The sequence below is a fragment of the Mucilaginibacter sp. RCC_168 genome, from assembly GCF_041355315.1.
GTDB lineage: Bacteria > Bacteroidota > Bacteroidia > Sphingobacteriales > Sphingobacteriaceae > Mucilaginibacter.
Genome location: NZ_JBFUPN010000010.1, coordinates 123,744 through 141,025, shown reverse-complemented (window position 1 = coordinate 141,025; position 17,282 = coordinate 123,744). Strand labels below are relative to the sequence as shown.

Below are 17,282 nucleotides of genomic sequence, written 5' to 3'. Positions count from 1 at the left end.
CAACCCATGCTATTTCTAAAGCATGGTAAGCGTTGTTATTTTAAGGATTTTGTGTGAGTTTTGGATTGTTATCAATTTCTGTTTGAGGGATATAGAATACCACCCGCGGGTCTGTAGGCGCTACGGTTTGCATAATATTGGTTGTTGGGGTATTGTTCAGCGCATGTGTACCCGGGTAGTTGCGTACCATAGGTAAATTATTCCTGAACAGATCATAAGAGCGCTGCCCTTCAAAAGCAAACTCCAGGCGACGTTCTTCCAGCACAGCACTTAATACATCGCCGGCTGTTGCCTGGGTAAGTGTTGGTATACCCGCCCTGGTACGAATGATGTTGACATCGTCAAGCGCCGGCTGACTGTTACCCAATTTAGCATTGGCTTCGGCACGGTTTAAATACATTTCGGCCAAACGGAGGTATACCGGCGAACTCAGGGTTACTATGCCTTCCTGAAAACTGTATTTAGTAATGTAATACATCGGTGTTTTGGGCGTTAGCTTTGGGTTGTACTGTAAAACACCCGAAATGGTGTATGGCGCTATAAAGCTATGACGAAGGTCATTCGGGTATTTATCCAGATCTTCTACATAAGTTTTTGAGGCATATATCTCGCCCCAACCGGTATTGCCCTGTCCACCGGGAGTGGTTAAAGAACTGGTGCCATCTGGCCCCTGCCCGCTGTAATACATAGAGCCAATAGCGCTAAAACCCTGATCTTGTGTTTTGGTGTATTTGATACAGAAAATGGTTTCCTTGTTATTTTCGGGTACACCGCTAAAGTAACCTTTATAATCACCTCCCTGTAGCAAACCATAACGACCGGAATTGATCACGAGGTTGGCATATTTAATGGTATTGGGATAATCGTTCATATATAAATAAACGCGCGATAATAAAGCGTAAGCCACTTCTTTTGAGGCATACACATTGGTATTAGATGATGTCATCAGATCGGCCGCCTTTAAAAGATCAGTCAGTACAGCGCTATACACATCTTTTACCGAGCTACGGGCCGGAGCAATATCGGTACTGGTTTCTACTAATATCGGTACGCCAGGGTTGTTGCCATTGCCTTGTGAATATGGCCTGCCAAAAATACGCACCAGGTTAAATTCGGCCATGGCACGGAGGTACAGATTTTCGCCTTTAAGCTCTTTCAGGCTAACTGAGGCGTTATCGGGAATAGCGGCTATGATCTTGTTGGCAGCTGCAACCAGGTGGTAAGCCTGTTTCCAAAAATTAGTTGCATGCCCCCCGGTCGGAATTTGATTATACCTGTAACACCGTGAAAGATCATCAGATGAAGGTTGTCCCTGTGCTATATTATCACCAGGATATTCCATCAGGAAATGTCCGCTTCTTACATAATCCGGGTTTCTGAGCACGGCATAATTACCAATGGTAGCCGTTGCTATATGCGAGGAATCACCTAAAGCTACTTTTTCATCAATAGCGGTTGATGGCTCTACTTTTTTACACGCGCTCACCATAGATCCTAAAAGGCCAACAATGAGCATTATTTTTATATATTTTAAAATCTTCATTTTCGTTTTTTTTAGAATCCAACATTCACACCGAACAATATTTTTCTGCTGATGGGGTATTTAAAACTCGACGTACCTATACCACTGTCACTCAGGCTTACTTCCGGATCGGTTCCGGTAAACTTGGTGAACGTTACCAGGTTATCGCCGCTAACAAATATCCTGGCGCTTCTGATCTTTAAGCTATTTAACCAGGTTTGAGGTAACTGGTAACCCAGGGTAACGTTACGTAAGCGCAGGTAACTGCCATTTTCGAGGTAGCGGGTTGAAGTAGAGTTGGAATTGGCATTACCCCCCTGTATAGCTTTAGGCTCGGTTGCTACATCCCCTGGTTTTTGCCAGCGTGTCCAGCCCTTGGCCGGTACCATGGCGTTATAGCTATCATATAAACCATCATTATCAAAATAAACACGGCTATCGTTATATACATAGTTGCCGGAAACAAAATTAAGGAAGGTACTTAATGAAAAGTTTTTGTAAGCAAAGGTATTGGTGATACCGCCGGTAAATTTAGGTGATGCTGATTTACCGGTAAATTGTTTAGATGCCGATGCCTGTGAATAAACACTGGTTGTTTGTTTGGTTACATTACCACTGGCATCGGTAACTAATTTTTCCCATAGTGGTTTACCATTTGCCGGATCTACCCCCGCCCATACCGGCATATACCATTCATTCATATCATGCCCTACCGCAATGGGTAGTGATGCACCTGGTGCAGCCATTAATTCGCCGGCATCTAAGGATAATACCTTGTTGCGGTTAAAGGCGATGTTAAAATTGGTTTCCCATTTAAAAGCGCCGATAAGATTTCGCGAATTCACGTTGATCTCCAATCCGCGGTTACGTACCGAGCCTATGTTTTCAAATACATAATTATACCCGGAGGTTGCCGGCAGCGGTTTCTTAAATAATAAGGCGCTTGATGTTTTTTGATACACATCAATATTAATATCAATGCGGTTAAACAAACCCAGGTCTAAACCGATGTTAGCCGTTTTCATTTTCTCCCAGGTAAGATTAGGGTTAGCCTTTTGCGACGGATATGAACCAGGTGCCCCATTGTAACTTGCAGACTGATCAATGCTGTATAAGCCTAAAGCCGCGTAATTACCAATTTCGGCATTACCAGTTGTTCCGTAGCTTGCGCGTAGTTTCAGGAAATTAATCGCCTTTACGTTTTGCATAAAGTCTTCCTTGGTCAGTATCCATGAAGCCCCGCCCTGGTAAAAGTTACCGCTCGGATTGTTGCTGCCAAAACGAGAAGAATACTCATGTACATAGGAGCCCACTAAAAAGTATTTACCGGCATAGTTATAATCGGCCTGACCCAGGTATTTGCGGAAATTATACTCATCCACACCACCGCTTGGATTACTGATAATATCCGTAGCGGTTGACATTACCGGGCTCCCTGCAGGCAAACCTTTTCCGTTCAGGTATTGGTCATCATAATGATATTTCTGACCCTCGCCAACTGCCAGCAACGTTAAATTATGATTGCCAAAGCTGTTATCATACTTTAACCGGTTGGAGGTTAACAAAGTACTGCTGAACGAACTGCTGTTATATAATTCGCCGGAATTTGCCCCGCCATCCTTAGTACGCGTGTCGTAATAGGTTTCATCACGATAGTTATAAAGCGTTACGCGGTTATAAGTGGCAAAACTGAGGTGTTTGGTGATGGCATAGTCTATATTAAAATCGCCGCTGGTGTTGAGGCTTTTCGCATTGGCAAAATTATATTGCAAGCCTTGTAAAAAGTTCTCTTTATCGCGGCCTACCCAACCCGGATAGGTTCTGCCGTCGGTTGGTGTGCCATCAGCATTATATGCGGGGTCATACGGCATACTTAAATAAGCATCGTACAGCGCATTGCCGGTAAAAAGGCTGGTTGGATTATTATCCTTGGTATAAATGGTGTTCAGAAAAACACTTAGCTTTACCTTATCGCTTAGTTTTGTGGTGAGGTTTGAACGCAGGTTATAAGCTGTTTTAGCATTATCAATTAAAGTACCCTGCTCCTTGTAATAATTCCCTGAAACGTAGAACTGTGTTTTATCACTACCGCCCGAAACAGAAATGGTATGATTTTGTGTAACGCCGGTTCTGAAAGCCAGATCGAGCCAATTGGTATTGTTATTTAATACCGATGGATCCGGGGTAAGGAATGTTTTTTGATAATCATACAATTGCTGCGAATTCATTAGGTGGAAATTACCAAATGTGGCCTTGTTAAAACCAACTACCGAGTTTACATCAATTCTGGTTAAACCCGCTTTACCCTGTTTGGTAGTCACAATAATTACCCCGTTGGCCGCCCTTGAGCCATATAAGCCAGTTGCAGCCGCATCCTTCAATATAGTTACCGACTCTACATCTGTAGGATTATAGGTGCCACCGATATTGCCATCAACCACTACCAATGGGCTTGTACTTGCGCTGATGCTGCTTGCACCACGGATCAGGATGCTGGACCCTGCCGAAGGATCGCCAGATGCGGATGATACCACTACGCCTGGCGCTTTACCCTGTAACAGGCTAACCAGATCATTTGAAGTAACATCCCTTAATTTATTTCCGTTAATAACCGAAACCGAACTGGACAGCTGCGATACCTGTTTAGAGGAGTACCCTACTACAACTACCTCGTTCAGCTTATTCAAATCATCTTCCAGCACAACCGATACTTCATTTGATGAACCTATCGTTACTTCCTGCGGTTTATATCCTATATAGGTTACCGTTAAAATTCCAGATTTACCTTTAAGGGTTAATTTAAATTTACCGTTGATGTCGGTTACAGCGGTGTTTTTATTTCCTTTTTCGGATACTGTAGCACCAATGGCGGGCAAACCCTTGGTATCTTTTACGGTACCATTAATTACCGTTTGGGCATTGGCCCAGGTTGGTAACATTATAAACAGATAACAGCAAACCAGTTTTAAAAAAGGACTAACGCAGGAGCGGCCTTTTGAAAAAATACCTTGCATGAAATCCGGGCCAGGTTGTGAGTAAATTTTAATCATACATTGTTGGTGTTAATTATTAGTTGGTCAATAAATTTCCAGTCGGTTTTTTTATGTTTTTTTGGATATTGGAAATTAGAAATATGGCCTAAACAAAGCAAGATTGAAGCCCCCTAAACACCACGCAAACGTTTGTTTTACAAAAGATTAAGCAACACAAACGTTTGATAAACAATAAAATACATAGGGCATCTGTCAGAAAGATCCCGCCGGGAGCAGGCTTTTTGTCTTTACAGGCTGATATAATTGGAGGTTATAGTTCAAAAGCTTCCTGTTTTGAGTAAACAGGTAAAAACTTTTTATTTTCTGGCGACGTAACAGGCACATTTTTAAGTGGTAACAGGCGGGCAGGTTGCCTTAGCGATAATCCATTGTGCTTATGATGCCTTCAATAAAGGTGCTATATAACGATACACTTTGTCCGTACATTCTGGGGAGCTTTCGTCAGTGTATAAATGATCAGTTCGGGTTGAATGGAGGTTCCAAAGCCCAAACTGATCCGGTATCTTTTTAAGCGGATATTCCGCTCAATTTATATCTTTTCGCTTAATCTGATTTGAATTTTACTCAGGCAATTTAAAGATATTATTGCTGCGGTCAATATCCGGCAGTTGCCTGCCCGGGTCGGCTATGACCGAGGTTATTTTTGATGTGGTATTACATTTCAGCTTCCACTTGCCCCCTTTTTGCCATACCTCAACCGGAAGTTTGATCAATTGAGCTTTACCACTTTGCTCAGTCACTTTTAAAGTAATGGGCAGGGCCATTTCTCCTAAATTCTCAATAGTAATGATAGCACCAGCTGTAGGGTCATTTTTGTTATATTTCACATCGGTAACCGCCTGATCAAGCTTCCAGGTGGTGTAAAACCATTCCTTCCAAAACCAGTTCAGGTCTTCGCCGGAGGCATCATTCATGGTGCGGAAAAAGTCCTCTGGCAGCGGGTGTTTGTAGGCCCAGCGTTTGATGTACATATTGAACGCATAATCAAACCTGTCGGCGCCTAAAACCTCATTGCGTAAAATATTCAGGGCCAAGGCGGTTTTGTAATAATACTGGCCGCCATCGTGCATTACTTCGGGCGGAGTCATCAGTGGGTCTTTTTCGTGCATCAGACTGCGGGTCATACGTACGGCCATGCTGCTGGTATCTCCATATTCGCCGTGATTGAACCAATTAGAGGCATATCCGTTGATAAAAGTGTTCATCCCTTCGTCCATCCACATAAAGCGGCGCTCATTGCTGCCCACAATCATCGGGAACCAGTTATGGCCCATTTCATGCGTAATGTCATGCCACAGATCGTCCTTTTTGATCTCGTAGCTACAGAAAACAATTCCAGGATATTCCATACCTAATGCTACACCCGCCACCACAAATGCCGAATGCCAGGGATATTCAAAATAGTTTTGAGCGTAAAACTCAATACTGTTTTTTAAATATTGCGCCGCGCGACCATAGCGGTCATAACCTCTACTTTCAACCGGGTAAACCGCATTGGCCATTCCCTTTTTGCCACCTGGCAGGTTAACCCTTGCAGCATCCCAGATAAATGCTTTTGAAGCCGACCAGGATACATCGCGCGTATTGTGCATTTTATAATGCCAGGTTAACGTCCCTCCTTGTTTTGGCCTGATGCCCGCCGTGCCTACTTCGGCCCCGGTAATAATGTGTACTGAACTATCGCTCTTAGCGGCGGCAGCCAGGCGCTTATTTTGCTCAGCAGTTAATACCTGCTGCGGGTTCTGCAAATCGCCGGAACCGGCTACGATCAAATCGGCAGGAACGGTAATCGAGTAATCATAATTACCATACTCACAGTAAAACTCACCAGTACCTATATAAGGTAAAGTATCCCAGCCATTCACATCATCATACACGCACATACGCGGGTACCATTGCGCCAGTTGGTAGATCACGCCCTGTTTAACCCCTAAACGCCCCATGCGGTCGGCGCCATAGTGGGGTACATAAAAGGAGTAGTCAACTTTTACGTTGATCTGATCACCATGGGGCTTTACCACAAAGGGCAGGCGTAATTGCATGCGCGTATCAGTAATAGTAGGTTTGATCACATATTTTTTGCCCATATAGGTAACCGAAACCGCGCCAATATCATAGCCCCCCTTGGTATATCCTTTGGCGTCGAAACGGTCGCCGCTAACCGGGGTTGAGGCTGCTCCGCGCGAATCGGGCTTAAACAGATTTTGATCCAGCTGCAGCCACAGGTAATTGAGCGTATCCTGGCTGTTATTGGTATAGTTGATACTTACATTGCCTTTAATCAGGGTATCCTTTTCTATCAGCTCGGCATTAATCACATAGTCGGCCTTGTTTTGCCAGTATTTGGGGCCTGGTGCACCGTTCGCACTGCGAAATTCGTTACCGTTATAGGTAAAAAATGAATGATCGAAAACCTGGAGTTCATTATAGGCCGGCTTGGTTTGGGCAATGGCCAAAAATGGCATCATCGCCGCACAAAAAAACCATAAATTGATGTGTTTAAGTTTCATACTATAATTTAAATAACATTGATATTTTAAGCAGGGCCCAAACCTTTTGTTGCTGTTTACTATCGATGAAATTAATGATTAACTCACGCAGCCTTAATAATTAATTCAACACAAACGTTTGTTATGGCCCTAATTACTTTAAGATCAGTTAATTTTCAATACCTATATTTTGCGGCCTGAGGGCAATAGTTTAGCACCTATTTAACCTTACACAAAAACCCCTGATTAAGCAGCGATACCTTGTTGTACAGGAAGGGCTCACCATTGAGCAAAGTCATTTTTGCACCGCTAAATGTGGCTATGGCCTGCCCGGCAGCGGTATCCCATTCCATGGTAGGGCCATGGCGATAATAAATATGGGCTCGCCCTTCGGCTATCAGGCAAAATTTAAGCGAACTACCTACAGAAATGGTTTCCTTTACAGGATACTGGCTAAGCACAGCGGTTTCTTCGGGCGAGGCGTGCGAGCGGCTGCCGGCAGCTATCCAACCGGTGCTGCTTACATCGGCATGCAGGTGGGTGGTTGTTCCATCCCGGCTCTCTTTCCAACTGCCGATGTTTTGGCCACCGTAATATAATTCGCCGGTAACGGGGATGTAGATAATGCCCAAAACCGGGGTATTTTGATGGATAAGGGCGATGTTCACCGTAAACTCACCGTTATGCTTAATAAACTCTTTAGTGCCATCCAACGGGTCGGCACACCAGAAATAGGGCCAGTTTTTGCGGGTTTCGTAGGGGATATCCCTACCCTCCTCAGAAATAATGGGGATTTGCGGCGTTAAGGCGGTCAGGGCATTGAATATCACCTCATGCGACAACTTATCCGCAGCTGTAAGCGGCGATTGGTCGTCTTTCAAAGTGAGCCCAATATTTTCGGGCGACAGATTATAAATGCTGAGTATGGCAGCCCCGGCTTCTTTGGCTATCTGGTTAACTTGGGTCAGATCGATAGGTTCCAGATCCTGGTAGGTAAAAATCATTTTGGATGGATATGCTGTTTTAATGATCGGATAAAAATTCAACATTCGCAAAAATAGCTACGAGATTGCTTCGTCGTTCCTCCTCGCAATGACATGATTTATTAATACTGACGCAAACAAACCTCAGGACTCCGAACTCAAAAGTTCCGCTTCCGCCTCGATTTTCTTCACGTACAGTTCATCAACCAATATCATTACAATAGCCAGTAGCGGCACGGCCAGTATAATACCCAGTACGCCCGAAAGTGTACCCATTAATACCTGCGACAATATGGTGAGGGCCGGCGGCAGGTCGATCATCTTTTTCTGAATCAGTGGGGTTACAATATTGCTCACAATGGTTTGCGAAACAATATAAATCAACGCTACAATAACGGCGGTATTAGTGCTTATAGTAAGCGCCAGCAATACGCCTGGGATCATGGCGGCCAGCGAGCCAAAGTTGGGGATCAGTTTTAACAAGCCCGTCAGCAGGGCCAGTACCAACGCCACCGGGATGCTCATAATACTTAAACCCACACCTATCAAAATAAACACCAGCACCATCGAGAGCATCATACCCTTCAGCCAGCCTTTGAGTGCCGTGCTGATCCGGTCGATCACGCAGTGGCCTACCTCCTTACGGTCTGCAGGGATCAGTTTAATGATGCCGTCTTTATATAAATTGGGATTGGCTGTAAAAAACATAGCCAGGAACATAATGATATAGATATTGCCCAAAACACCAAAACTGGTATTAAAGAACTGCTTGGCGGTAGCAAACAGCTTGTCAGAATTATCGTCAGACAGATACGATAACACCTTATTGCCCAGAGGATATTCAGACAGCTTTGCTTTAACGGTGTTGACCGTTTGGGGTAGAGAATCGCTCAATACGGTGATCTGCTTGGAGATCTTGGCTCCCATAAACCAAAATAAAACCGTGAGGATAATAAAGGTACCTCCTATGGATATGATCATACAGGCCCGCCGGCTCCATTTGGTTTTGCGCTGTATCATATCGCCAAGGCCATGAAAATAAACCGATACCAGCACACCCGCCAGCACCATCAGCAGTACATTAAACGCTACCCGGGCTATCAATATCACCACTACCAGCAGGGCTACAATAGCTACGGTGTGCCATACTTTTTGGATATAAGTGAGTTCTTTTTCGACAGTTTCTTTTGCAGGCTGTTTGTGATTTTGGGCCATATGGTTTCTTAAAGGTTAATTCACATTTACATTACAATAATTAAATATAAAAGTTTTGTTGACAGGTATCATACGCTTTTAGCGCAAGTATTGTGTGGTTGCCGGTGGGTTGATGACTTGTGCCTGTCGAAGAGTCACAAGTCAGCCTTCATACACAACCCATCACGCAATACTTGCGCCAATAAATGGTACCCGCCGCCGCTATGTTTTTAATTATATTTGCCTGCTTCATTTGAATAGCTGCAATGAATTACACTGAACCACAACTCAGAACCATTAATGTGATACGTTACGTTACCCCGCTGCGCGAGGGCGGCTCGCTGCCTGCCATTGCCGAGGGTGACGATGAGTTTTTATATGTACTCAAATTCCGCGGCGCGGGCCAGGGTGTAAAAGCCCTCATAGCCGAACTTATAGGCGGCGAAATAGCCCGTTTGCTGGGTTTGCGCGTGCCCGAGCTGGTATTCGCCAACCTCGATCCAGCCTTTGGTCGCTCCGAAGCCGATGAGGAGATCCAAGACCTGCTTAAATTTAGCGTGGGCCTTAACCTGGCACTTCATTATCTGCAGGGCGCTATTACGTTCGACCCGGTGGTGACCACGCTGGATGCCAAAACAGCCTCGCAAATTGTGTGGCTGGATTGCCTGCTCACCAATGTGGACCGTACCCCGCGCAATACCAATATGCTGATGTGGCATAAGGAGCTTTGGCTGATAGATCACGGCGCCTCACTATATTTTCACCATTCCTGGTATAACTGGGACGAGCAGGCCATACGACCCTTTATGCCCGTAAAGGATCACGTGCTGCTGCCCCAGGCTTCGCTGCTGGATGAGGTCGACGCCGAATTTTCTGCTATCCTGACCGATGAACGCATCCTGGCCATTGTTAACCTGATTCCTGACGAATGGCTTACCGACGATTCGGAAAATGGCACACCCGCCGAACGCCGCGATGTTTATTACCGTTTTTTAACCACACGCGTAGCCGCGTCTGAAAATTTTGTAAAAGAAGCACAACATGCAAGAGCCATACTTATTTGAGTACGCCGTAGTACGCGTTGTGCCGAGGGTAGAGCGCGAGGAATTTATTAATGTGGGGGTGATCATTTACTGCCCGAAACAACAATTCCTGAAAGTTAGGTTTGTGTGGAACGAAGCCCGCATAAGCGCACTGGCCCCGGGCCTGGACCTGGATTGCCTGAAAGATAATATCAATTCCTTTGAAAGGATATGCCGCGGCGATAAACATGCTGGCCCAATAGCCAAACTGGATCTTGCTTCCCGTTTCCGCTGGCTTACGGCAACCCGTAGTACAGTGGTACAATCGTCAAAGGTGCATCCAGGCTTGCTACTGGATGCCGAAGCTACTTTGAACAAATTATTTGATCAGTTAGTGGCGTAATCGACTCACCCGGCCATCGCTACGCTTGGCCACCCTCTCTTCGCCTGCGGCGGAAAGAGGGAATTCTTTTCTCTACGCGTCATTGCGAGGAACGACGTGGCAATCCCCGATATGCAGAGCGCCCCTACTAATTGGGGATTGCCACGCTGCGCTCGTGACGCATGGGAAGATTTCGCTGGCTACCTATATTTTCTTTAACGAATTAAAATTCCTTAAATTGAAAAAAGCTCATTAATATTGATGCTTAATTCATAACACCCATGAGCACTCCCGAAAAACGACATTGGGAAAATGTATACGGCACTAAAGCCGAGGATGATGTAAGCTGGTTTCAAACCTACCCCAAAACTTCGATGGATTTTGTGGAATCGCTGCCGGTAGATCTGTCGGCCAATATCATTGATATTGGTGGAGGCGATAGCCGGCTGGTGGATGCTTTGCTGGAAAAAGGTTATCAAAATATATGGGTGCTGGATATATCCGCAGCATCTATCGAAAAGGCCCGAAAAAGATTAGGTGCCAATGCAGCCAAAGTGCACTGGATAGTATCGGATGTTACCGAATTTACACCGCCTGTAAAGTACCGAGTATGGCATGACCGCGCCGCTTTTCATTTTTTAACTACCGGAGATAAAATAACCCGCTACCTATCCATAGCGGAAGATGCCATTCATCCGGGCGGGTACCTGGTACTGGGAACGTTTTCAGAAAATGGCCCAACCAAATGCAGCGGTCTGGAGATCAAGCAATATTCTGAAACCTCGATGACCACCCAGTTTGAAAGTTCCTTTGAAAAACTTCAATGCATCACCGAAGATCATCAGACGCCGTTTAATACCACGCAAAATTTCACTTTTTGCAGTTTTAGAAGAAACAATAAAGCAGGTAACATCGAATAATGAATTTTGAATGTCCAATATCGAACTCTTCAATTCATCATTGGATATTGGATATTCAGTGTTCAATATTAAAAAATCTGTTTTAATTCCTTCCCCACGGGCTACTGTGTGTACACATCTTTTCAATGCACTAATAGTTAAAAAAAGCTGCTCCAGAGGAGCAAAATGTCGGTAGAAATAATAAAATTCAATCCTCTTTTAGTGCTGTAGGTACTCCACTAACCTGGTTGACGTCTCTTGATGCGCCATTATTTGACCTGCAAAGTTCAATAGTGACGTACTTACGGCACGTAAACTTCTTTTGATTCTATTTCTACCGACATTAAACCCCTCTGGGGATTTATCAAAAAGATGTGTACACACAGTAGCCCCACGGAGGGGTGCGGTTGGCTTGAGCGCAAAGGCAGGGAGGGGTTTAGCCAAGCAGTATAAATTTGCAAATCCATGAAACCCCTTCCTCTCCTTCCCACAATGTCATTAAGTTAAAGTACTCCGTAGGAGTAAAAGCTTTGTAGCAAACAAAAAACACGCATTAAGCATGCCGTAGGTATGTAACCTGAGTACAGTACCTACGGCCCTGACTGGATAACCTACATTTTCTACAAAGCTTTAACTCCTATGGGGTTTGCAAAATCCTTTAACTTAATGCATTGCCTCTTCCCAGGGACGGAATCGCACTGGCCCTGTTTTTAAAGATCATTTCTTTGTCCGGGGTTACTGCTCTTCTACACATCCGTACTTTTTTAAAAGCTGGTCACAAAGAGCCAAAATTTCATCGGGAGTTTTGTCCAAACCACGAATAGAAAAAACAACATCCTCTTTAGTCGTTTTCTTTTCGATGTAAAGGTAATGCTGGGGAGTGGTATAAGTGGTCGGGCCTGTGCCATCAGTAGGAGATGCTGTGAAATCGACGTTACGGGTTACCAATTTGAGTTCTTTTATGTTCTGCCATAAAATTAGCTTCTCCTGTTTGCCCATAAATCTTTGCCAAAAGGCAAAACTGTCATAAATTCCTTTGCTGGAAGATAGTGTAAGCCCTTGATCTGATATGATCATGGCTGCTTTTAAAGGAATCATAGTCACTACCAGGTCAGCGCTTCCGGCAAGCAGAAAAACTGCTGCGATAATACCATACATAACTGTGTCACCTGTGTGCGTGCTTCTAAACATCCCCATTAAAAACCCAATAACCGGTATCGCCACTATCAGTAAGCATCCAAGTCCTTGTTCTCTTTGAGCCTCCGGTGATCTTTTTATGATTATAGCTTCCATAAGGAACGATGATTACTATTTTAGCCTTGTTTGCTTACATCTCTCTTCATATCCTGACAAGGACACTAATACCTGTGAAAACCCTCACATAAGGGACAATTTAATGATTTTGAAAGTATTCTAAATATTTTGAACCAATGAATGGCTAAAGTTTTCCCGCCTGATATTCCGTATTGGACGTGTTAGATAAGTTAAATTGTCGCACGTTGCCGGTGTCCTCACAGGCAACAATATTGGAAATATGTAAAATGGCGTTAATTGCGAACTCAGCAATCCCTAATATGCAGAGCTTCTCTGTATGTTGGGGATTGCTGCGTCGTTCCTATTTACAATGACGTGTGGAGAGGATGATGTTATCCTCTATTCATTACATCGTCGCCACAACCGCCTTTTTCTCTTTTATCTCTACCCAGGGATAGCTGAAGATGTAATCGCCGGAACCAACGCTGATGGTAACGCCGTCATCAACTGCATGTGCCGTATCCGGGGCGATGGGTTTACCGTCGAGCTTTATCTCTTCGGCATGTGCCCGTGGCAGGGTCACATCGGCTGTGGTATTAGGTGGTATCGTTACGTGGACCTGCATAGTGCCATTGTTTGTTTCCCACCCCGATAATACCTGCCCATACATGCTTTGGAACGTTACTTTAGCAAAGCTGATCTTTTGGTGAGGTTCGGGTTTAATAATGATGTGTTTGTAACCTGCCTTGCCCAATTGTAAACCCGCCATTTGCTGGTACATCCAGTCGCCAACAGCGCCGTACGAATAATGATTAAAGGAGTTCATGCTTTTATCTTCAAAAGTACTATCGGTTTTAATACCATCCCAGCGCTCCCAGATGGTGGTGGCACCCATTTTTACCGGGTACAGCCATGAAGGATATGTTTTTTGCAGCAGCAAGTCATAAGCTACATTACTATAACCGTTTTGCGACAACACCTGGCACAGATAAGGCGTACCCAAAAAGCCGGTAGACAGGTGATTATTTCGGCTGCGCACATCTTCAACCAGGTAAGCGGCGGCCTTGGCTTTCAGACTGTCGGGTACCAGGCCAAATTTGAGGCCCAGTACATAGCCGGTTTGCGAGTCGGCAAAAATGCGGCCTGTTGGAGTGATATAATTACGAATAAAGGCCTTTTTAACCTGCTCATATATCCCCTTGTAGTATTTTTCGTCGGCAGTATTACCCAATACGCCCGCAGACTCACTTAGAAGTTTGGAAGAGTAAGCATAAAAAGCGGTGGCTATCAGATCGGGGTTGGTATAGCCGTTGGGTTCCGAAAAATCATAGATACCCGGGCGGTAGAACAGCCAGTCGCCAAAAACGCTGCCGTTGTGCCAGATATATTTATCGCCAGATTTTTTGATGATATAATCAACATAAGCCTTCATGCTGGGATATTGGGTTTGCAGGATGCGTTTATCAGCATAAACCTGGTACATGGTCCATGGCACAATAACCGATACATCACCCCAGCCTGCCGATGTGGTTTGGTTAGTTTGCAAAATATCGGGTACTACAAAGGGTATCCCGCCTGCCGGGAACTGATCGGCAGCTACATCCTTCATCCATTTGGCAAAAAATGGCGCTACCTGCATATTAAAGGCCGCCGTGCGCGAAAACACCTGCGCGTCGCCAGTCCAGCCCAGGCGCTCATCGCGTTGCGGGCAATCGGTAGGGATATCCAGGAAATTACCTTTCTGCCCCCACTGGATATTATGCTGCAGTTTATTGATCATGGTATCGGAACAAGCAAACTGTCCGGTAACCGGCATATCTGAATGAATGACTATAGCCGTGAAATTCTCCGGCTTCAACTCTCCGGGAAAACCTTCCACCGCGATATACCGGAAGCCCATAAAGGTAAAGTGTGGTTCAAATACCTCGGCCCCACCACCTTTAAGCGTATAGTTGATGGTTGCCGTAGCCGCGCGCAGATTGGCCGTATAAAACTCTCCAAATTTATCCAGCACCTCTGCATGGCGGATCCTGACGATTTGCCCCGCACTGCCACTTACTTTTAAACGCACCCAGCCGGTCAAATTCTGCCCAAAATCAACAATCTGTGTGCCTTTGGGACTTTTAAATATGGCAATAGGTTTAATCTCCTGTATTTTGTGTACGGGTACGCTTTGTACCCCTACCAGTATTTTATTATCAAAGCTGGCCTCATCAACGGGTTCCCAGCCAGCATTGTTAAAACCTTTGCTGGCCCAGCCGGGTAACTCTTTGCGGGCGTCGTAATTTTCGCCGTCATAAATACCATCAAGGCGCACAGGCCCTTCATTGGTACCCTTCCATGAACCATCAGTATTGATGTTTTGCACGGTGCCATCAGCATAAGTGATCTGTAACTGGCATAGCAGGCCCAGTTTTTTACCCCAGAAACCCCATTGGTTGATATAACCTGTAGTTCCGCGGAACCAGCCGTCGCCAAGCATGGCTCCTACTACATTATCACCTTGTTGCAGCATAGCGGTAATATCATACACCTGGTATTGCAGGCGCTTTTTATACTCGGTCCAGCCGGGGGTAAGCACCTGGTCGCCTACTTTTTGGCCGTTAAGGTATAGTTCATATAAACCATGCGCGGTGGCATATGCCCGGGCGGATATGATCTTTTTGGTTACGCTGAACTGTTTGCGCAGCATGGCTGCCGGTATTTTGCGCAGAGGCTCCTGTTTAGGTTCAACCCAGGTGGCTGTCCAGTCGGCAGGCGAAAACATACCCGTTTCAAAATAAGCCAGTTTGCTCCAGGCCGATGCGTGATTATGGTTATCCCAAACCCTTACCTGCCAATAATAACGGGTAGCCGGTTTTAGCGGAGTTCCGGCATAGGTGATGAGGATGGAGGAGTCGGCGTTTACTTTGCCCGTATTCCACACTGTTTTGGCTGCGGAAAAAGACGCATCAGTCGCTACCCTGATATGGTAGGCCTGCTGCAGGATATTACGCTGTGCGGAACTGATCTTCCAGCTGAGGCGTGGATTTACGATATCGATGCCTACCGGATTGGTCAGGTATTCGCAGGTTAAACCATCAGCTGCCGGATTTTGCGCCATACACATAACCGGGAACAGCAATAAGAGACAAAAGAGTATAGGTTTCATGATAATAATTGGTATATCAATGATATCAATTGTGTTTTGAGGCGGCAACCCTGTCTGTCTTATCGCTAAAGAAGGTTGTCAAAGAGCTCCGTCTACGCATGGTGGATAGGCCTCTGCGCCCGACCCTTCGACGGAGCTCAGGGTGACACCCCTCTTTTCATACTTTTTTTCATTTATAAAAACCTACTGACATAAGGCTGTCACCAGCTGTTTGTTACTTTGAATCATCAAACAAGAACAGTAAATATTTAAAACGATAATCATGTCAACCATCACCGCATTACTAAAAGAAATGGAGCTGGAAGCTCAAACAACCCGTAAAATGCTGGCCATTATACCCAATGATAAATATGAATGGCAGCCGCATGAAAAGAGCATGACCGTACAACGCCTGGCCAATCACATTGCCGAAATACCAGGCTGGGTAACTATGGCCCTTACCACCGATGAACTTGACCTTGCGCATAACCCCTATAAATTTGAGCCTCATCCTAATACAGAAGGTGTATTAGGATTTTTTGAAAAATCACTCGACAGCGGAAAAACTCATTTAGCGCAAGCCAGTGATGAGGATCTGCAAAAGAGCTGGACCTTACGTTACGACGGTAAAGTTATCAGTGTGCGGACAAAAGCCGAAGTGATCAGGATGGCTTATTCGCAAACCGTGCATCACCGGGCACAAATGGGTGTTTATTTGCGTTTGTTGAATGTGCCCATACCTGGCAGCTACGGCCCCAGCGCGGACGAAGGCAGATTTTAAAGATAACATACACCAACCTGCGAAAAAAAAAAAAGCCATTGTTTAATAACAATGGCTTTTTGCATGAGGTATAATGAATACTAATGCCTGTGTTTTGATAAGTTGCTTACATTAATTTCTTCCAGGAAACCATCTTCGTTGATAGCATAGCGGGCATACTCGGTATTGGTATCAATCTTATAAACGGGCTTTGATCTTTTCCTGAACTTTTTTCGTACAACCAATAACGGAAGAATGATTACGGCAAGCAGGGCGGTAACTTCTAATAAAATAATATACATGACTTTTTCTTAAATAAATTTGCTTGATGACGCTGGTTATCAACAACAAACAAAGCAATGAATTACCTTGTTCCAGATTTAGCCACCATCAAATAATTTTATAGCTAATTATGTGCCATAATTCTTACAAACACAAAATATTACACTTTTATTATGCTATGGGTTACAAATAATTGGTCAAAAGCTTGTTGTTAACTGCAGAGGCCTGGTTAACAATATAAGGTAGGTTAACGGTAAACAGAAGTATATCTGCAAATCAGCTATAGATGATCACCGCATTGCTGCCACAGTA

12 protein-coding genes are annotated in these 17,282 nt (G+C 44.8%); 4 read left to right on the top strand and 8 right to left on the bottom strand.

Going from position 1 to position 17,282, the window contains the following annotated elements; all coding sequences use genetic code 11:
• Positions 1-40: 40 nt before the first annotated feature.
• From AB6735_RS11515 to AB6735_RS11495, 5 genes are all read right to left on the bottom strand, one after another.
• Positions 41-1,543: a RagB/SusD family nutrient uptake outer membrane protein gene (locus AB6735_RS11515; protein ID WP_370996074.1), complete on the bottom strand. Its 1,503-nt coding sequence runs from the start codon at positions 1,541-1,543 to the stop codon at positions 41-43.
• 11 nt (positions 1,544-1,554) lie between these two features.
• Positions 1,555-4,572, bottom strand: coding sequence for a SusC/RagA family TonB-linked outer membrane protein (locus AB6735_RS11510; protein WP_370996073.1), 3,018 nt, complete (start codon positions 4,570-4,572; stop codon positions 1,555-1,557).
• Between the two features lie 563 nt (positions 4,573-5,135).
• Entirely contained in the window at positions 5,136-7,085 is a 1,950-nt protein-coding gene (locus AB6735_RS11505; protein ID WP_370996072.1) for a M1 family metallopeptidase, read from the bottom strand.
• A gap of 197 nt (positions 7,086-7,282) precedes the next feature.
• Positions 7,283-8,068 carry a 3'(2'),5'-bisphosphate nucleotidase CysQ gene (gene cysQ, locus AB6735_RS11500; RefSeq protein WP_370996071.1) on the bottom strand — a complete coding sequence of 262 codons (786 nt, stop codon included), beginning with the start codon at positions 8,066-8,068 and terminating at the stop codon, positions 7,283-7,285.
• Positions 8,069-8,191: 123 nt separating this feature from the next.
• Entirely contained in the window at positions 8,192-9,262 is a 1,071-nt protein-coding gene (locus AB6735_RS11495) for an AI-2E family transporter (protein ID WP_370996070.1), read from the bottom strand.
• A gap of 245 nt (positions 9,263-9,507) precedes the next feature.
• Between AB6735_RS11495 and AB6735_RS11490 the strand changes: the two genes are divergently transcribed.
• From AB6735_RS11490 to AB6735_RS11480, 3 genes are all read left to right on the top strand, one after another.
• Positions 9,508-10,305 carry a HipA family kinase gene (locus tag AB6735_RS11490; RefSeq protein ID WP_370996069.1) on the top strand — a complete coding sequence of 266 codons (798 nt, stop codon included), beginning with the start codon at positions 9,508-9,510 and terminating at the stop codon, positions 10,303-10,305.
• Positions 10,283-10,666, top strand: coding sequence for a DUF3037 domain-containing protein (locus AB6735_RS11485; RefSeq protein WP_370996068.1), 384 nt, complete (start codon positions 10,283-10,285; stop codon positions 10,664-10,666). Before AB6735_RS11490 ends, AB6735_RS11485 begins: the two co-directional genes overlap by 23 nt.
• 260 nt (positions 10,667-10,926) lie before the next feature.
• Complete coding sequence (locus AB6735_RS11480) at positions 10,927-11,565, top strand: trans-aconitate 2-methyltransferase (RefSeq protein ID WP_370996067.1); 639 nt, start codon at positions 10,927-10,929, stop codon at positions 11,563-11,565.
• Positions 11,566-12,279: 714 nt separating this feature from the next.
• Here the strand turns inward: AB6735_RS11480 and AB6735_RS11475 are convergent.
• Both AB6735_RS11475 and AB6735_RS11470 read right to left on the bottom strand, forming a co-directional pair.
• Positions 12,280-12,837, bottom strand: a complete 558-nt coding sequence (locus AB6735_RS11475) for a hypothetical protein (RefSeq protein ID WP_370996066.1) — start codon at positions 12,835-12,837, stop codon at positions 12,280-12,282.
• A gap of 367 nt (positions 12,838-13,204) precedes the next feature.
• Entirely contained in the window at positions 13,205-15,949 is a 2,745-nt protein-coding gene (locus AB6735_RS11470; protein WP_370996065.1) for a family 78 glycoside hydrolase catalytic domain, read from the bottom strand.
• Between the two features lie 262 nt (positions 15,950-16,211).
• Here AB6735_RS11470 and AB6735_RS11465 point away from each other — a divergent pair, with 262 nt between their 5' ends.
• Complete coding sequence (locus tag AB6735_RS11465) at positions 16,212-16,709, top strand: DinB family protein (RefSeq protein WP_370996064.1); 498 nt, start codon at positions 16,212-16,214, stop codon at positions 16,707-16,709.
• A gap of 80 nt (positions 16,710-16,789) precedes the next feature.
• On the opposite strand, the gene AB6735_RS11460 is transcribed toward AB6735_RS11465, so the two are convergent.
• Positions 16,790-16,990, bottom strand: coding sequence for a hypothetical protein (locus AB6735_RS11460; RefSeq protein ID WP_076373622.1), 201 nt, complete (start codon positions 16,988-16,990; stop codon positions 16,790-16,792).
• Positions 16,991-17,282 lie beyond the last annotated feature (292 nt).

What these genes read in the sequence shown, in the direction of transcription:
- AB6735_RS11485 (WP_370996068.1), top strand. Translation starts at nt 10,283, where the DNA reads ATGCAAGAGCCATACTTATTTGAGTACGCCGTAGTACGCGTTGTGCCG.
- AB6735_RS11495 (WP_370996070.1), bottom strand. Translation starts at nt 9,262, where the DNA reads ATGGCCCAAAATCACAAACAGCCTGCAAAAGAAACTGTCGAAAAAGAA.
- AB6735_RS11505 (WP_370996072.1), bottom strand. Translation starts at nt 7,085, where the DNA reads ATGAAACTTAAACACATCAATTTATGGTTTTTTTGTGCGGCGATGATG.
- AB6735_RS11470 (WP_370996065.1), bottom strand. Translation starts at nt 15,949, where the DNA reads ATGAAACCTATACTCTTTTGTCTCTTATTGCTGTTCCCGGTTATGTGT.
- AB6735_RS11490 (WP_370996069.1), top strand. Translation starts at nt 9,508, where the DNA reads ATGAATTACACTGAACCACAACTCAGAACCATTAATGTGATACGTTAC.
- AB6735_RS11480 (WP_370996067.1), top strand. Translation starts at nt 10,927, where the DNA reads ATGAGCACTCCCGAAAAACGACATTGGGAAAATGTATACGGCACTAAA.
- AB6735_RS11510 (WP_370996073.1), bottom strand. Translation starts at nt 4,572, where the DNA reads ATGATTAAAATTTACTCACAACCTGGCCCGGATTTCATGCAAGGTATT.
- AB6735_RS11515 (WP_370996074.1), bottom strand. Translation starts at nt 1,543, where the DNA reads ATGAAGATTTTAAAATATATAAAAATAATGCTCATTGTTGGCCTTTTA.
- AB6735_RS11475 (WP_370996066.1), bottom strand. Translation starts at nt 12,837, where the DNA reads ATGGAAGCTATAATCATAAAAAGATCACCGGAGGCTCAAAGAGAACAA.
- cysQ (WP_370996071.1), bottom strand. Translation starts at nt 8,068, where the DNA reads ATGATTTTTACCTACCAGGATCTGGAACCTATCGATCTGACCCAAGTT.
- AB6735_RS11465 (WP_370996064.1), top strand. Translation starts at nt 16,212, where the DNA reads ATGTCAACCATCACCGCATTACTAAAAGAAATGGAGCTGGAAGCTCAA.
- AB6735_RS11460 (WP_076373622.1), bottom strand. Translation starts at nt 16,990, where the DNA reads ATGTATATTATTTTATTAGAAGTTACCGCCCTGCTTGCCGTAATCATT.